Origin of the sequence: uncultured Fibrobacter sp., from assembly GCF_937877005.1 — a bacterium.
Lineage (GTDB): Bacteria > Fibrobacterota > Fibrobacteria > Fibrobacterales > Fibrobacteraceae > Fibrobacter.
Genome location: NZ_CALEFV010000047.1, coordinates 1 through 15,573, shown reverse-complemented (window position 1 = coordinate 15,573; position 15,573 = coordinate 1). Strand labels below are relative to the sequence as shown.

The following is a 15,573-nucleotide window of genomic DNA, read 5'->3' as shown; positions in this document are numbered from 1 at the left end:
CCGAGAGTCTTTCCTTTTTTATCTGGAATGCATTTCCTTTGGTATTACACTTTATGAAAGGTCGTGAGATTTCTTTATTTTTATTCGATCAACCCCTTGCCACACTAAAGAGACATTCCTAAATTAGGGTGCATGAAGATGAATTCAGCAATCCGTTTCAACCGTTGGTGGTGGGGCTCTACTAAATAGAGTCCGTTTTGCTGATTTCATCAAGTGTTTTGTAAAAGGCTTTCGGACTCCCGAAGGCCTTTAATTTTTCCCCTCAACAAAGATTTTAACCCTAACCACTGCTCACAAACCCTATGACTTCTACAACTTCCAATAACGGTTTCTTTGACAAGTTCGGCGGCAAGTACGTTGCCGAAATCATCCGCCGTCCGCTCGATGACCTCGAAGCGGCCTTTAACAAGTACATCCACGATCCGGAATTCCTCGACGAACTCCGAATCATCCAGCGCGACTACATTGGGCGCGAAACGCCGCTGTACTTTGCTCCGACGGCAACGGAACTGTTGGGTGGCGCTCAGATCTACATCAAGCTCGAAGGCCTTGCCAACACGGGTGCCCACAAGATCAACAACGCCATCGGTCAGTGCCTCTTGGCCAAGAAAATGGGCAAGACCCGCATCATTGCCGAAACGGGTGCCGGCCAGCATGGCCTTGCCACTGCTGCCGCTTGCGCCAAGCTCGGCCTCGAATGCGTGGTGTACATGGGTGAAGTCGATGTGCGCCGCCAGCAACCGAACGTGGCGACCATGGAAATGTACGGAGCCAAGGTCGTGCCGGTCACGAGTGGTGCCCGCACCCTGAAGGATGCCGTGAACGAAGCCATGCGCGACTGGGCTACGAATTTCAAGAACACCCACTATGTGCTGGGTTCTGCTCTCGGTCCGGCTCCGTTCCCGGATATCGTTCGCACCTTCCAGTCGATTATCGGTGAAGAAGTCAAGCGCCAAGCAGCCGAGCGCAACATCGATATCGCGGCGGTTGTCGCTTGCGTGGGTGGCGGTAGCAATTCCATCGGCGTGTTCACTCCGTTCATTAACGATGCGAACGTGCGCCTGATCGGTGCCGAAGCCGGAGGCATCGGCCCGAACAAGGGCGAAAACGCTGCCCGCATGACGGGTAACGCAAGCCGCGAAGGCATTCTGCAGGGTTACAAGAGCCGCTTCCTGATTGATGAAGACGGTCAGTCGCTGCCGACCCGCTCGATTTCTGCTGGTCTTGACTACATGGGAATCGGCCCGCAGCTTGCCGCCCTCGGCGAATCGGGCCGCGTGGAATTCACGGCGATTCTCGACAAGGAAGCCCTTGAAGCGGTCAAGTTCTTTGCCCGTAACGAAGGCATTCTCTTTGCGCTTGAAAGTGCGCACGCAGGGGCCGCCGCCATGAAAATCGCGAAGGAACTTCCGAAGAACAAGGCTTTGGTCATCAACATGAGTGGCCGCGGCGACAAGGACATCTTTATTACAAGCCCCGTGTTCCGCCCCGAAAAGTGGAAGGAATTCCTGAAGGCAGAACTCAAGCGCCTCGAAAACAACGAGGACATCCACGACGCGGAGATAATGAGTAATTGATGATTGATAAATGATAATTGATGATGAATAATTTCACTTTTCACTAGAACATTTCAATCAAAGAGTTATCACTATGAACTTAATGTCTCATCTCATTGCCGGGTTTCCGGACGCAGAAACTTCTATCGCCATCGCCGACGCTCTTGTGAAGGGTGGCGCGAACATCCTTGAAATCCAGCTTGCCTTCAGCGATCCGAGCGCCGACGGTCCCGCCATCCAGACGGCATCGACCATCGCTCTCGATAAGGGCTACTCGACCAAGCAGGGTCTTGAAATCGTGAAGAAGATTCACGAACGCCACCCCGAGACGCCCATCTACATCATGACTTACGGCTCCCTCGCCTTTACGCCGGGCATTGAGAACTTTGTCAAGATGTGCAAGGACGCTGGCGTGTCCGCTTGCATCATTCCGGACTTGCCGTTCGATGGCGACGAAGGCCTGACTGAAGCGTGCAAGAAGCACGGCCTCGAAAACATCCCGGTGGCGGCCCCCAGCATGACCAAGGAGCGCCTCGAAACGATGGCCTCCAAGGGCTTCAAGTACATCTACGCCGCACTCCGCGCAGGTACCACCGGCAGCGAAACCACCATTGACCAGGCGACGCTCGACTTTATCGATACAGTCGGTAAGGGTGGCGCGAAGGTGCTCGGCGGCTTCGGTATCCGTAACGGTGAACAGTCCAAGGTGCTCAGCAAGCACGTGTATGCCGTGGTCGCTGGCTCCGTGTTCGTGAACCTCGTGCTCAATAACGAAGACTCCGCCGAAGGCCGCAAAAAAGCCATCGCCGAAATCGAAGCGAAGGCCAGGGAAATTTCGGGCAAGGACAATTAATCCTTCCGGCATTTTGTTTTCAAAAGCTCCGCACAGCGTGGGGCTTTCTTTTATTTCTAAATTTGAGTGCGAAAAAAAGGATCAAGCCATGAACTTCAGAGATTTTGGTAAATACAGCCAGTATAAGGAACAATTCGCCAATATGCCCCCCGAGATGAAGGAGCAGATGATGAAAATGGCTAAAGAGCAGATGAAAACTCGTGTCAAGGCATTTATACAGAAGTGGCTTTCGACACCAATCCTTACGGTTGCGGCTATCGCGCTCGGCGCCATTGTCGGAGCACTCACAGCCTTCTTCGGGCAGGTCCTGACAGTAGTAAGCGATGTACGCGACATGCATCCGATTTACTGGATTCCCGGTCTTGCCCTCGCAGGCGCAGGAATCGTTTTCGCCTACCGCAAATTCGGCAAGGGTACAGAACGCGGAATGGACATGGTTTTTGGGGTCGCCCACGGCAAAGAAAGCGAAATTCCACTACGCATGATTCCGATGGTCGCCGTTGCAACATGGCTCACCCACCTGTTCGGCGGTAGTGCCGGTCGCGAAGGAGTCGCCATGCAGATCGGAGCCACGCTCGGGCACAATATCAGCAGAAAAATTCATGTTGAAAACGCGGGACGAATTCTACTTGTAGCGGGAATGGCAGCCGGTTTTGCAGGACTTTTCCAGACACCCCTTGCAGCAATTGCGCTTGCCATTGAAGTTCTGCTCGTCGGCCACCTGGAACTGGCTGCGCTCTTGCCCGCAACCGCAGCCGCTTTCACCGCTTATAAGGTATCAGAACTGCTCGGATCCGAATTCCCCGTCAAGGTAAACGACATTCTTCCTGCCGACATCACAAGAATCATATGGAATGACGACGGACTTGACATGAACTTTGTGATGAAACTGGTCCTCCTCGGCATTCTGTTCGGAATTATCGGCGGCGGATTTGCAAAAACACTCTCGTACGCAAAGACCTTTTTCGAAAGAAAATTCGCTAATCCGTATAAGAGAATCGTCTTTGGCGGCATCGCCATCAGCTTCCTGCTCCTCCTTTTCTGGCAAGGACGCTATGCTGGCCTCGGCACAAACCTCATCGACATGATCTTTGCCGGTTCCGTTCAAGATGCTGCAGCAGCCATTCACGCATCCGACTGGATATTGAAACTCATATTCACCATCGCGACAATTGCCATTGGATTCAAGGGAGGCGAAGTTACTCCCTTGTTTGCGATTGGAGCAACATTCGGAGCCTGGATCGCCTTGTCGCTACCAATTGCTGCCGCCCTTGGGTACGCCGCCGTGTTCGGAGCTGCAACCAACACGTTATTCGCCCCAATGCTCATCGGCGCAGAAGTTTTCGGTTTTGACTTGTTGCCCGCATTCTTTATCGTTTGCGTAATGGCCTACACATGCAACGGAGGTCAATCCATTTACGCCCAGAAGAAACTGAGAATCCGATAGTTCCGTCAATCTGATTTGTGGCATGAACGCAATCTATATCGAAATCACGAATGCCTGCAACCTGAACTGCAGTTTTTGTCCCTGCGGAAAGACAGGTTTCATACGCGACTTCATGAATACGCCTCTCTTTGAGCGCTGCATTGCCGAAAGTGCGTCCATCACCGAAAATGTCTACTTTCACATTCTCGGCGAACCGACGCTTCATCCAGGATTCGGACTGTATCTCAAGAAACTTGAAAAGACATCCCTCAAGCTGAACCTGACAACAAACGGTACGACAATCATCCGTACCGGAAAGTCGATTCTCGCCTCCCCCGCCGTGCGCCAGGTGAACTTTTCGACGCATGCCTACGCAGAACTTCCTCAAGATCAAGCCCAGAAACACCTGCAAAATGTCCTCGACTTCTGCAAACTCGCGAAAGCGATTCGCCCCGACCTATACATCAATCTACGGCTATGGAATGTCGGCGACAACAGCTGCGATTCATGGAACCAAACATTCACGGAAAGAATCCAGGCGACGTTCACTACCGCCGCCGAACTGTCGCTGAATCATTTCTGCAGCCGTCACAAGAGTTTTCTCCTCGAAGGGCGCATCTATCTGCATCAGGACAGCCGATTTGAATGGCCAGAATTAGACGAGAGACGAAAGAATAAAGACGAGAGAAACGCAACAGGAACTTGCCGCGCCCTTGACACACATGTCGGCATATTGCACGACGGTCGCGTAGTCGCATGCTGCCTTGACCACAGTGGACAAATCACGCTCGGAAAAATTCAGGAACAAAGCCTCACCGAAATTCTTGAGTCACCTCTGGCCAAGAATATTCGCGAAGGCTTCAAGAAACACGAACTGCGACATCCTTTCTGCCAAAATTGTTCCTTCTGCAAGCGCTTCGGGAAATAAGTTTATATTTGAGTCAAGATGCCTATAGTCACTATCCAAGATTTCACAGGTGTTTACGCCGAACAGCCCTTTATGCAAGGGTTGCGAGAGTCTGCAGCTACCGACAAGAATATTCATTGGTTTGACTGCACTCAAATTGACGGCACCGATTGCTACTGCGACGACGAGGCTCAAGCCATTCTCCGCAAGCAAATCGCCGAGGCTCGCACAAGTGACTCGCCGGACATTCATTTTTTCGACAACGGCAATTATCACTATATGAGCAAGCTCTGGACGGATTCAATCCGCGAGCCGTTTGACCTTGTGGTATTTGACCACCACCCCGATATGCAACCGCCCCGCTTCGAAGGAATCCTGAGTTGCGGAGGCTGGATTAAAGAGGTCCTTGATTACAATAAATTCGTGCAGAATGTCATTGTCATCGGAGTCGCCGACCACCTGCTCGAAGAAATTCGCGAAGACCTTTCGCTAGCTAGCGCCACCGAAATCCTGGACCGTGTGCAATTCGTGAAAGAAAGCGAACTGAAGAAACATCCAAAAGATCTCTCGTCTCTCGTCTGTAGCGGGTTCGCGAGCGTTCTCTCGCCTAATATCTACATCAGCATCGACAAAGACGCCCTTTCTACAGCCGAGGCTGCCACGAACTGGGACCAAGGTTCACTCACCTTTGAACAAATCGCCGAAACGCTTCAAGTTCTCGCCGAAAACAGAAAAATTCTAGGCATCGACATCTGCGGAGAACGCGCCCGCGACACGGGATTCGAAGACACCGCCGCGACAGACGCGCTCAACAACGCACTGAATGAGAAACTTTTCCACTTGCTCACGGGGTTCCATGGCGTTTCGTAACGGCAACAACAAACCACAAAAGCAAGGCGCCCACGGCGTTGCCCGCGTGATTTCCAAACGCGGTTATTGCAGCCGCAGCCAAGCCGAAAAGCTGGTACGCGAAGGCCACGTGATTCTCCGAGGCAAGCCCGTACGCGACCCCGAATCACCCGCCTATGAAAACGACGAAATTCTTGTCGACGGCACCCCCGTTACCGCAAGCGAATTCGTCTACTTCGCCATGAACAAGCCCCGCGGAATCGTCACCACCGCAAGCGACGAAAAAGGCCGCAAGACGGTGATGGATTTATTCCGCGAAGAGTACGCCAAAATGTTCCCCGGCAAACCCATGCCGCACATCGCACCCGTAGGCCGCCTCGACGCCGCAAGCGAAGGCCTGCTGCTGTTTACGAATGACACAGCCTGGGCGGACCGCGTCCTCACCGACGCAAGCCACCTCAAAGTCTACCGCGTGCAGGTCGCGGGCAAACCCTCCAACGCCGAGCTCGAACAGATGGAAAAAGGCTTCAACGTCGCGCCCCGCGTATTCGGCGAAAAAGAAGAATTCATGCACGCCGAGCGCGCCATTTTCCACAGCGAAGGCGATAAAAACTGCTGGCTTGAAATTACGTTGTCCGAAGGCAAGAACCGCGAAATCCGCCGCATGCTCGCCCACCTCGGCTACGAAGTCATGCGCCTTATGCGCATTCAATTCGACAATTTCACATTAAACGACTTAAAGCCCGGCGAAATCAGAAAAATCTGCCGCTAGCCCTTAAATCAAGTCTCTCGTCAGGAGCTCGCCGTGATCAAGCACCAGGCGGCGGAAAGGGCTGTTCAGGTAAAAGTCCGGGTTATGCGTCGCCATCACGACGGTCGTTCCGCGGGCATTAATTTCCTTGAAAATTTTAAAGACTTCTTCAGCGTTTTTCGGATCCAGGTTACCCGTCGGTTCGTCCGCCAAAAGCAGGTACGGGTTGTGCACCATGGCACGCGCAATCGCTACACGCTGCTGCTCACCGCCCGAAAGCGTATAGGGCATGGCAAAACGTTTCTGGCTGATACCCACCAGAGCTAAAGCATCGAATACAGCGGCATTAATCTGCTTGCTCGGAGTCCCCACAATGCGGAGCGCAAGCGCCACGTTTTCAAACACATTGCGGTCCGGCAACAGCTTGAAATCCTGGAAGATTATCCCCATCTTGCGGCGCAGCGACTGAATCTTGCTATCCGGTGTATTCTTGCTGTCATACAGGCAGTCGCCCGTAAACTTCACCATCACCTGGCCGCCGCGTTCTTCGTCCGGACGTTCGTCCATATAGATCAGCTTCAGAAGCGTCGACTTACCGGCACCCGAGTGCCCAGTCAGAAAAACGAATTCACCTTTATGAATACGCAGCGTCACATTGGAAAGAGCCTTCCAATTATCTTCGTAAGATTTAGTGACGTGGTTAAAGTGAATCATAAGAGCCTTTTAAACAATGGATTGCTTCTCCACAAAGAGGATAACTCTACTAAGGCAACAAGTTGACAAGTATCGTATAGCTGCGCTCGCAATGACGTTTTTACTCCGTCATGCGGATTTCGATATGAACTTCCTCGCGCCATTTCTTCACGAGCGTCTCAAGCTTCTGGTTTTCGATACGCGATGCTGCCATCTGCTCGATTTTAGCATAATCCTCTTCCAGATTCAGGTCTCGAGTCTGACGGGAATCATCCAAGCGGAAAAGATGATAAGCTCCATCAATCAGTACAGGTTCCGAAATTTCACCTACATTCAAATTGGCGACCGGATCCACGTAGGCCGGTTCCATTTCGTTACGCTGGAACCAACCAAGACGACCACCGGCAAAATTACTGGACTTGTCCTCGCTGTATTTTTTTGCAGCGGCAGCAAACGCCTCGGTCGTCTTGATATTCTTCTGTAAAGAATCGGCAAGTGCGATTACCTTGGCTGTATCCTTCGGCGTCGGAATCGTGCGCAACAAAATCTGGGCTGAACGCACACCATCTTCCTTACGTCCAATCACACGGGCAATATGCCAACCGAGTTTCGTCTTGACCGGATTAGAAGAATACTGTCCGTTCTTCAGAGCATCTAGCGCACGTTCAAAGGCCGGATCCAGCTGACCGCGTTTGAAATAGCCCAGGTCCCCTCCCTTTGCAGCGGAACTATCCTGAGAATGAGCCTTTGCCAGAAGTTCAAAACTCATGCCAAGGTTCAACGTATCAATCAAGGAATCGGCAATTTTCTTTACTGAATCCACGATCATGGAATCCGGTTCGATAGGAATCTGAATATGACTCAAGAGTACACAGTTAAACTGCTGCGGAATGGAGTCCTTGTATTCCGCAAAAAAGGCATCCACCTCTTTCTTGGTCGGGTTCACCACCCCAATATGACGCTGACGCACACGGGTCATTTCGATATGGCTACGAATCTGTTTGGCCAACTGATCGCGGTACTGGGCCATGCTGATACCGAGCTGAGCGCGAATCGCCTTTTCGAGAGTCGCAAGGGTCGTATTCTGGCTTGCAGCAAGTTGGGACAAGTGAGCATTCACGCGCTGGTCCACTTCGGCTTCCGACACTACGATGGAATCACGGTCAATGCGGCTTAGCAGGACCTTTTCTTCGATCATCTGGTCAAGTACATACTTGCGCTGATCCGCTTCGGACATTGCGGATCCTTCGGGAGTTTCCTGGAAGCGGTACAAGTTGTTCAAGAACTCAGAACGCATGATAGGCTTGCCGTCAACCACAGCCGCCACCCCTTCCATCAGCACGGGCTCCGCCAGTGCAACCGAGGCGATGCAACTCAGCATCAAAAAAATTCGCTTCATCATAGCAGGGAACTTCATTACCTTTCCTTTTCGCTAAAAACATTCATCTGCGAGAAAATCGGACGAGCCTTTTTCCACTCAGTCTTCAGACGGCGCAGCACCTCTTTCTGGTGCACCACCCAAGCCCGAGCGGCAACATCTTCGGCCACTTCGGCATAGGGTAGAACATCTGCAGAATCGAGTCTAGAAACCACGACGGACATCTTGAGGGCTCCGCCACAAACCTTCATCACCGAGAGTTTACCCAGTTCGACCTCAGCAATAGAAGGAATCATACAGCTATCGGGAGTAACCGAAGCCGAATCAAAGACCTCGATTTTCTTGATTAAGTAATGTTCCGCCGGCAGGGAATCGTACACCTGTTTCTTATGGCCCCTATAGTAAAGGTCCGCAGACTGCCAATCCTTAAAATAGAGCAAAGCGCCCTTGACCATCGTACGGCCACGAACAAACAGTTCTGGATGAGCATGGTAGTAATCAAGCCTTTCCGCATCGCCTACCATCATGGTATCCGCAAAGCCCTGCAAGAAATGGTCTACGGTCATTTTCCGGACGGTTCTCTGGATCTGTTCCTGCAAGGCAGAATCCTCCAGGACTCCATTCATGACCGCTTCCTGATAAATCGTCTCTTCGTCAATCCAATGTTCCAGGAAGGTCAGCTTTTCGCGATCCGTCCAAGAATCCCATTCCGGAGCCACACTACGAATCTGAGACTCTCGGAGCTTAGCCTCGCCCACCGAGACCACCACCGGGTCATCCTTGCTGAACGGGACATCACAACCCGCAAGTAAGACGAGCGAGCATGCAATCAAAAAAGGAAACACACGCGAAACAAAATTCATCGAGTCCAAATCTAGAAAATTTGAGTTCCGCAACCCAACGTCACCAGGGCGCATTCCATTGAACATTGACCCCAATTCCACCAACAGGCACATGGAACGACGATTCATGCGGGTATTGCCACCCCGGGAAGGGTTCCTGGTAATTGGCCACCAGCGATACCATGACCTGTGGCGTCACCAGATAGCCAATCCGGTAGCCATAATTAAATGTGGACGTTTCCACCATATCCGTCAGAAAATTGTGATTTCCCCTCGCATCGTCACCATCCAGGTGCGCTCTCATTTCGTCATTGATATTGTTCGCTGCAAAAATGTACCCCATGCCCAGATAGGCTTCAATCATCACGCCCTTTACCGTTACGCTGTAGATCAACGGTTTGAATTCAATTTCCCACAGCGAAACGCTCACATCTCCATTGGAATGCGAATAGCCAAACCGACGTATTCCCACGCTCAACTTGTAATCTACAATGTTTTCGGATTCATTAAAGAAACCTGATTCCACCGCTAAGCCTATAATTCCAGCCGGTTTATAAATATGGTTGTCCTCTACAAAACGGCTATCCTGTATAGTGGCATCGAAGTAAACCGCATGAGAATGTGTAAAAGCCAGACAAAGGAACACCGTCAACAGAATTATTCTGCGCATGCGTCATCCTCCACCGAAGACAGAATGACCGAGCCATGATGATAGATGTACTTGATTCCATCGCGTTCTTCAAAAATATAGCGATGCGCTTCATTAGAACTGTAATCAGGGTACTTTATCTTCATGTACAAGTTCTTGTAAAAGTGTCCGTCATTCTCGTCGTAGGAAATTACCGAAGCAGATCCCTTTCCCAAGGAAGAATCCGCAAAGAACGACGACAACCGCTGCAGGGTATCCAGAGTCCAGTAAATTCGCCGTTCATAAGTCAGATCCGTAGCATTAGTGCTATCGATACAGACCTTGCGGCAGTAAACCCATTGATAGAGGCTATCATTAACCTCAACTCTCTCAGTACCAAAGTCTTCGTGATGATAAGCCACATAGAACGAAGAGCTTACATTGGAATCATAATAGCAGCCTTGGATATCGGCTAATTCAATGATGTCAGGAGAAACGCTTTCGCCACCGGTAATATAAGAACAGCCGACAATCCAAAGCAAGACAGAACAAAGCAACAGTATTTTTCTCATGTCGATAAATATAGCAAAAGCTACAAACAAATTATTTCAACTTGCCGAATCGACCCTTCAACTTTGCAAGAGCATCGTCTTCAACCACTTCTTCGGCATCGTCGCCTTTGCGCTTAAACTTGAGAATTTCAAAATTTTCAAGCAAGGCCGATGCCTGCAGGTAAAGTTCCGGATATTCCGAATCTTCCTGCTGCAGGCGTTCCATTTTCGAAAGAATTTCGCGCGCCATTTTCAATTCGTGGTCCTTCATGAACCTCGCTTTGAGGAAAGGCCTAAACTTTTCGCGAAGCGTGCGCACCGACAACTGGGGACGTTCGGGAGCCTTGTCTCGGGCGGGATTCGGTGCGCCCAGCATGGTAAGCCTTTCAAACAAGGTTGTCGCATTCGCATCGGGCTGGTAAAGAGCGATAATCTTCATAATGTTCTTGCAGCGTCCCTGCAAAACCGACAGCGCATCATGCACATGGTCTGTTCCTTGCCGCATCGAAACCGTAAATCCACGCAGCATATCCCAGAACTTGGCAAAAATTTCACCACCAAGCAGCGCGGATTCGTAAGTGGCGCGAGCCAAGGCGAGACGCATCGTTTCATCTTCGCTACGGGTGTTTGCGGCAAGATTCTTGAAATCATTAATCTTACGACCGCGAGAAAATTCAACCCCTGTCACGTGGACACAACGTCCCGCGTCAAAGTCATCGGCCAACAGCGACTTGAGAATCCATTCGCGAGAAACCGTCTCAAAGCCTTCGCTTAGATAAAGTCCCGATTCTAGCCTAGACACCAATGCCGAAACGGCATTTTCCCTATCCTCGACAGGCTTTTCAATACGCTTGCGGAACGCCTGCCAAAAAGAAGATTCCGCCGGAGTCATGAGGGCCGATTCACCGAGTCGCCAGCCAAAACGCATCCCGTCAAGCGCAAAATCAATGCCGAATGTCACCACAATCGGACGGACCGCGGCAAACAAGTTGAAGCTTCCCCATTCCGGATTAAGTTCAACAGTAAACTTTTCTGGGAAGCCCGCCTTGAAAATCTTGGCATGCAAACGCAGATGGTTTTCTTTTTCGGGCGTCACCGTCGGAATATCGCAATCGAGTTGCTTGATTCCGGCAAAGACTTCGTACAGCGAAACCATAGGCGACTTATGCGGAGCGGCCTTCAGGCGGTCACAGAAGGCATCGTCGATAAAGGTGCGGCGGTTTTCAAGCTGTTTCTTGGCGGCCTTCGGCATTTCGCGCACGACGGATTCAATCATCCACTCGCGCCACTGGTGAATCGAAAGTGCGAGTTTCGCAGGAGTCTGTTGCGGAATCAAGTCGTAGGGCAATTCCAGCGTAATGCCGTCGTATTCCTTGGTCGCATCAAAGACCATCTCGCCCACCACCATACGACTGGAACCGTCAAGGCCTTCTACGCGGAACTGTTCGATAGAGCCGCCGAGCTGCGGTTCCGGAGCCTTGGCGGATTTTTTCTGCCGCGAGGTATCCTTACCGAGGAAGTCCGCCATGGATTGCTTCGCCCCTTCGGGGCTCGCAATGACGTAGCTGTTTTCGTTCTGATCCAGCCAAAATTTCGCATCAAATTTCAGGAACTGGTCGGTGTGTTCCTTGATGTAGTCCTTGAGCGTCTTGATGGAATTGACGCTGTGAGCGATGCGCACGTAGTAATCCACCAGGGCGTCTTCGCTGGGAGCAAGCCCGAACTGGCGCTTGCGAGCCTCCAAGGCATGCAAGTCTTCGACCACGCGCTCGTTGTGGGTCATGAAGGCGAAGGGGCGTGCCATTTGCCCAAGCACCACGGCCTCGCGCCAGAAAATTTCGGCGCATTCGTCGGGATTTACGCGGGCGTAATCCACCCGGTGTCCGCGACTGATGACAAGGCCCCTGAAGCTCACTTCTTCCACCGCTTCTACAAAGCCACGCTCCTGGTTCCACATGGGCGAATACCAGCGGCGGGTGCAAAAGGGTTCAGCCACCTGCATAATCCATTCGGGCTTGATTTCGGCGCCCTTGTTCAAGAAGATGCGGCTGGTTTCGCGGACTTCGGCGCTAAAGAGCCATTCCACACTCTTGCCGTACAAATCGCTGCCAGGGAATACATGCGTTTCGCGACCGCTCACCAGTCGGTAGCAACCGTTTTCGATATCGCGGCGGGCAATTCCTCCGAGGAATCCCGAAAGGAGTGCAATGTGCAAATTGTCGGCGTGGAAACTGTCGAGCGGGCAGACGCGGTTTTCGTATTTCACGTCGAGAATGCGGCCGAATTGTTCGTAGAGGTCAATCCATTCGCGGCAACGCAAAAAATGGAAGCTGAACTTGTCGCAGAATTTGCGCAACTTGTTCCACGATTTTCCGTCCCATTCGGCGCAGAAGGCATTCCACATGCAAATGTAGGTGAGAAAGTCGCTCTTGTGCCCCGCAAACTTGCGATGCAGCTGGCGGATACGGGTGCGCTCCGGCTCCTCGCCGGGGACCACTCGCGGGTCCTGAATCGAGAGTGCCGAGCAAACGATTAACGCGGGTTGTAGCACTCCCGATTCGCGCGCCCGTAAAAGCACCGCCGAAAGCGCCACGTCCATCGGGAGCCGCGTCATTTCACGGCCAAGCTTCGTCACATGGCCGCTGGAATTGTCCGCAGTCAACGCGCCGAGTTCGAAAAGCGTCTTGTACGCGCCGCGGAATGCCGAATGCGGCGGCGACTGCAGGAACGGGAAATTTTCCAGTTCAAGCCCGAGGCTTCGCAGCTGCAGAACCACGTTCGCGAGATTACTCCGCCGGATTTCCGGCTCCGTAAACTCGTCTCTCTTCTCGAAATCTTCGGGAGAATAAAGTCGAATGCACACGCCGGGCTTAACACGCCCCGCGCGCCCTGTGCGCTGCCGCGCAGACGCTTTTGAAATTTCTTCGACCGGGAGCCCCTGGATACGCGACTGCGCATTGTACCGCGAAATGCGGGCCATGCCCGTATCCACCACGTAGGCAATCCCCGGAATCGTGAGGGAGGTTTCGGCAATGTTTGTCGCAAGCACCACGCGGGTCTTTCCCGTATGCTTAAAGATGCGGCGCTGTTCATCGGGACTCATGCGCCCGTAAAGCGGCAAAATATCGAAACTCGCCGAATCCAGTTCGTGCGCAAGCTCCCCCGCTAAATCTTGAATATCGCGTTCCGTCGGCAAAAAACACAGCAAATGGTCGCGATGGCGCGTTTCCAGGTCGAGAATCGCATCGCGGGCTTCATCCAGCAAGCCGGAATCACCTTTGCCGCTAATGTCGAGAGCCGCCCGGGACGCGGCATTACCGTCAAAGAAATACTCCACATCGACCGGGTACGTTCTTCCCTCGGCTTCGAGTACGCAGCTGTTGTCGTAAAATTCCTCGAAGAGCTTCGCATCTAGCGTCGCGGAGGCTACAATCAGCTTGAATTCGGGGCGAGCTTGTAAAACCGTCTTGAAAATGCCGAGCAGGATATCGATATTCAGCGAGCGTTCATGCGCTTCGTCAATTACAATCGCCGAATACTGGCGGAAGAGTCTGTCGCGGCGGAATTCCTGCAGCAGGATACCGTCAGTCATCACCTTGATAGGCGCTTCACTCTGGCCCTGCTCCCAAAAGCGGATCTTGGTGCTGACGAGCGTTTCGTCCTTGAGTTCTTCGCGCAGGCGGTCCGCAATAGAAATTGCCGCAAGTCGGCGAGGTTCTGTAACGCCGATTTTGAAGGGACGCGCATCCTGCTCGCCCGCGGCCTTGCCCACGAACCACTCCAGCAAAAACTTCGGCAGCTGCGTCGACTTTCCGGAACCGGTATCTGCCTTGACAATCACCACCTGATGCTTTTCGAGCATCTCAAAAAATTCTTCCCGATGTTCAACAACAGGAAGCTCCGGGTATGTAATGTTCAAGCTCAAGTAAGACATTTGATAATGGATGATGGATGATGGATAATTGATAATGAATAATGAGAAATCATCAATTATCAATCATCAATCACTCTTTAATGTGTCCGCACTTGTCGCAGGTCAGCTTGTAGCTATTGTCGGGGTCAACGACCATCACGCCGTCGCATTCCGGCACTTCGCACGGAAGCTCGCCCGGCAGCACTTCGCGATAAGTTTCTTTTTCCGCCATCGTTTATTCTCCGATTTCCTTGAGGTAACGGGCCAGCGCATCTTGCCAAGTCGGAAGGGGCTTGAATCCGTTTGCAACGAGCTTGCTCTTGTCTAGGCGACTATTGAACGGACGAGCCGCCTTGCTTAAGCCATATTCGGCAGTGGTCACCGGAACCACCTTGGTCGCAAGGCCGGCCTGCTTGTAAATTTCGCAAGTAAAGTCGTACCAGCTGATGTATCCGCCTTCGTTGGTAGCATGGTAGTAACCGTACTTTTCGGTTTCGTTCATGTCGATGAGCAGGCGAGAAAGGTCCAGCGTGTAAGTCGGAGTGCCGATCTGGTCGTTCACCACGCGCACGGTATCGTGGGTCTTGCCCACGTTCAGCATAGTCTTGATAAAATTCTTGCCGTTCAGGCCGAACACCCAGGCGATTCGCACAATAAAGTACTTGCTGAGGGTATTCGCGACTGCAAGTTCACCTTCGAGCTTGGTCTGGCCGTAAACATTCAGAGGCTTGTAATCCTTGCAATCGGGCTGCCAGGGTTCCGTGCCCTGACCGTTGAACACATAGTCGGTGCTAATATAGGTCATCTTGCAGCCCAGGTGATGACAGGCATCGGCAATATTCTGCGTGCCGCCGGCATTCACGGCACGGACCTTCGCCACGTTGGCGTCGTCTTCGGCCATGTCCACCGCCGTCCACGCTGCACAGTGAATCACCGCATCGGGCTTGATTTCTGAAAGCACCTTGTCAACTGCGGCGCTGTCGGTAATGTCGAGCTGTACATAGGGCATAGTCGTCACGGCAGAACCGTCGGCTACCCCGCTATAGGCAGGAGCCATGTCGGAACCTACGCCCATGTGTCCACGCTTTGCAAGTTCATTCATTACATCGTGGCCCAGCTGGCCACCCACACCTGTCACAAAGAATTTCATATAAACCTCTCGCAGCAAAGATAACAAAATACACATTCACTTGAAAGATTGCTAGAAAAGCGCCCCGCGATGCGGG

Annotated in this window: 14 protein-coding genes; 6 read left to right on the top strand and 8 right to left on the bottom strand. The window is 52.1% G+C overall.

Going from position 1 to position 15,573, the window contains the following annotated elements:
- The first annotated feature begins 302 nt into the window (after positions 1-302).
- From trpB to Q0628_RS02510, 6 genes are all read left to right on the top strand, one after another.
- On the top strand, positions 303-1,577 hold the full coding sequence (gene trpB / locus Q0628_RS02535; protein WP_298768004.1) for a tryptophan synthase subunit beta: 1,275 nt from the start codon (positions 303-305) through the stop codon (positions 1,575-1,577).
- Between the two features lie 73 nt (positions 1,578-1,650).
- Entirely contained in the window at positions 1,651-2,409 is a 759-nt protein-coding gene (gene trpA / locus Q0628_RS02530) for a tryptophan synthase subunit alpha (RefSeq protein WP_298768003.1), read from the top strand.
- An 88-nt stretch (positions 2,410-2,497) separates the two neighbouring features.
- On the top strand, positions 2,498-3,856 hold the full coding sequence (locus tag Q0628_RS02525; protein WP_298768002.1) for a chloride channel protein: 1,359 nt from the start codon (positions 2,498-2,500) through the stop codon (positions 3,854-3,856).
- A 22-nt stretch (positions 3,857-3,878) separates the two neighbouring features.
- Positions 3,879-4,763, top strand: a complete 885-nt coding sequence (locus Q0628_RS02520) for a radical SAM/SPASM domain-containing protein (RefSeq protein ID WP_298768001.1) — start codon at positions 3,879-3,881, stop codon at positions 4,761-4,763.
- Positions 4,764-4,781: 18 nt separating this feature from the next.
- Positions 4,782-5,612 carry an arginase family protein gene (locus Q0628_RS02515; protein WP_298768000.1) on the top strand — a complete coding sequence of 277 codons (831 nt, stop codon included), beginning with the start codon at positions 4,782-4,784 and terminating at the stop codon, positions 5,610-5,612.
- The gene (locus tag Q0628_RS02510; RefSeq protein ID WP_298767999.1) at positions 5,599-6,363 is read left to right on the top strand and encodes a pseudouridine synthase; all 765 of its coding nucleotides are present in this window, start codon (positions 5,599-5,601) and stop codon (positions 6,361-6,363) included. The genes Q0628_RS02515 and Q0628_RS02510 overlap by 14 nt, the downstream gene beginning before the upstream one ends.
- Before the next feature lie 3 nt (positions 6,364-6,366).
- Here the strand turns inward: Q0628_RS02510 and ftsE are convergent, their stop codons facing one another.
- The 8 genes from ftsE to rfbD form a co-directional block, all read right to left on the bottom strand.
- Positions 6,367-7,056 (bottom strand): cell division ATP-binding protein FtsE, encoded by a 690-nt coding sequence (ftsE, locus tag Q0628_RS02505; protein WP_298767998.1) that lies wholly within the window; start codon positions 7,054-7,056, stop codon positions 6,367-6,369.
- 100 nt (positions 7,057-7,156) lie between these two features.
- Positions 7,157-8,452, bottom strand: a complete 1,296-nt coding sequence (locus tag Q0628_RS02500) for a peptidylprolyl isomerase (protein ID WP_298767997.1) — start codon at positions 8,450-8,452, stop codon at positions 7,157-7,159.
- Positions 8,452-9,258 (bottom strand): hypothetical protein, encoded by an 807-nt coding sequence (locus tag Q0628_RS02495; RefSeq protein ID WP_298767996.1) that lies wholly within the window; start codon positions 9,256-9,258, stop codon positions 8,452-8,454. Before Q0628_RS02495 ends, Q0628_RS02500 begins: the two co-directional genes overlap by 1 nt.
- A 58-nt stretch (positions 9,259-9,316) precedes the next feature.
- The gene (locus tag Q0628_RS02490; RefSeq protein ID WP_298767995.1) at positions 9,317-9,781 is read right to left on the bottom strand and encodes a hypothetical protein; all 465 of its coding nucleotides are present in this window, start codon (positions 9,779-9,781) and stop codon (positions 9,317-9,319) included.
- Between the two features lie 131 nt (positions 9,782-9,912).
- Positions 9,913-10,455 carry a hypothetical protein gene (locus Q0628_RS02485; protein WP_298767994.1) on the bottom strand — a complete coding sequence of 181 codons (543 nt, stop codon included), beginning with the start codon at positions 10,453-10,455 and terminating at the stop codon, positions 9,913-9,915.
- A gap of 31 nt (positions 10,456-10,486) precedes the next feature.
- Positions 10,487-14,368 carry an ATP-dependent RNA helicase HrpA gene (gene hrpA / locus Q0628_RS02480; RefSeq protein WP_298767993.1) on the bottom strand — a complete coding sequence of 1,294 codons (3,882 nt, stop codon included), beginning with the start codon at positions 14,366-14,368 and terminating at the stop codon, positions 10,487-10,489.
- 70 nt (positions 14,369-14,438) lie between these two features.
- Positions 14,439-14,579, bottom strand: a complete 141-nt coding sequence (locus Q0628_RS02475; RefSeq protein WP_298767992.1) for a hypothetical protein — start codon at positions 14,577-14,579, stop codon at positions 14,439-14,441.
- 3 nt (positions 14,580-14,582) lie between these two features.
- Entirely contained in the window at positions 14,583-15,497 is a 915-nt protein-coding gene (rfbD, locus tag Q0628_RS02470; RefSeq protein ID WP_298767991.1) for a dTDP-4-dehydrorhamnose reductase, read from the bottom strand.
- Positions 15,498-15,573: the final 76 nt, after the last annotated feature.

Coding starts and splice junctions, on each gene's coding strand:
- trpB (WP_298768004.1), top strand. CDS start 303: ATGACTTCTACAACTTCCAATAACGGTTTCTTTGACAAGTTCGGCGGC.
- trpA (WP_298768003.1), top strand. CDS start 1,651: ATGAACTTAATGTCTCATCTCATTGCCGGGTTTCCGGACGCAGAAACT.
- Q0628_RS02525 (WP_298768002.1), top strand. CDS start 2,498: ATGAACTTCAGAGATTTTGGTAAATACAGCCAGTATAAGGAACAATTC.
- Q0628_RS02520 (WP_298768001.1), top strand. CDS start 3,879: ATGAACGCAATCTATATCGAAATCACGAATGCCTGCAACCTGAACTGC.
- Q0628_RS02515 (WP_298768000.1), top strand. CDS start 4,782: ATGCCTATAGTCACTATCCAAGATTTCACAGGTGTTTACGCCGAACAG.
- Q0628_RS02510 (WP_298767999.1), top strand. CDS start 5,599: ATGGCGTTTCGTAACGGCAACAACAAACCACAAAAGCAAGGCGCCCAC.
- ftsE (WP_298767998.1), bottom strand. CDS start 7,056: ATGATTCACTTTAACCACGTCACTAAATCTTACGAAGATAATTGGAAG.
- Q0628_RS02500 (WP_298767997.1), bottom strand. CDS start 8,452: ATGAAGTTCCCTGCTATGATGAAGCGAATTTTTTTGATGCTGAGTTGC.
- Q0628_RS02485 (WP_298767994.1), bottom strand. CDS start 10,455: ATGAGAAAAATACTGTTGCTTTGTTCTGTCTTGCTTTGGATTGTCGGC.
- hrpA (WP_298767993.1), bottom strand. CDS start 14,368: ATGTCTTACTTGAGCTTGAACATTACATACCCGGAGCTTCCTGTTGTT.
- Q0628_RS02475 (WP_298767992.1), bottom strand. CDS start 14,579: ATGGCGGAAAAAGAAACTTATCGCGAAGTGCTGCCGGGCGAGCTTCCG.
- rfbD (WP_298767991.1), bottom strand. CDS start 15,497: ATGAAATTCTTTGTGACAGGTGTGGGTGGCCAGCTGGGCCACGATGTA.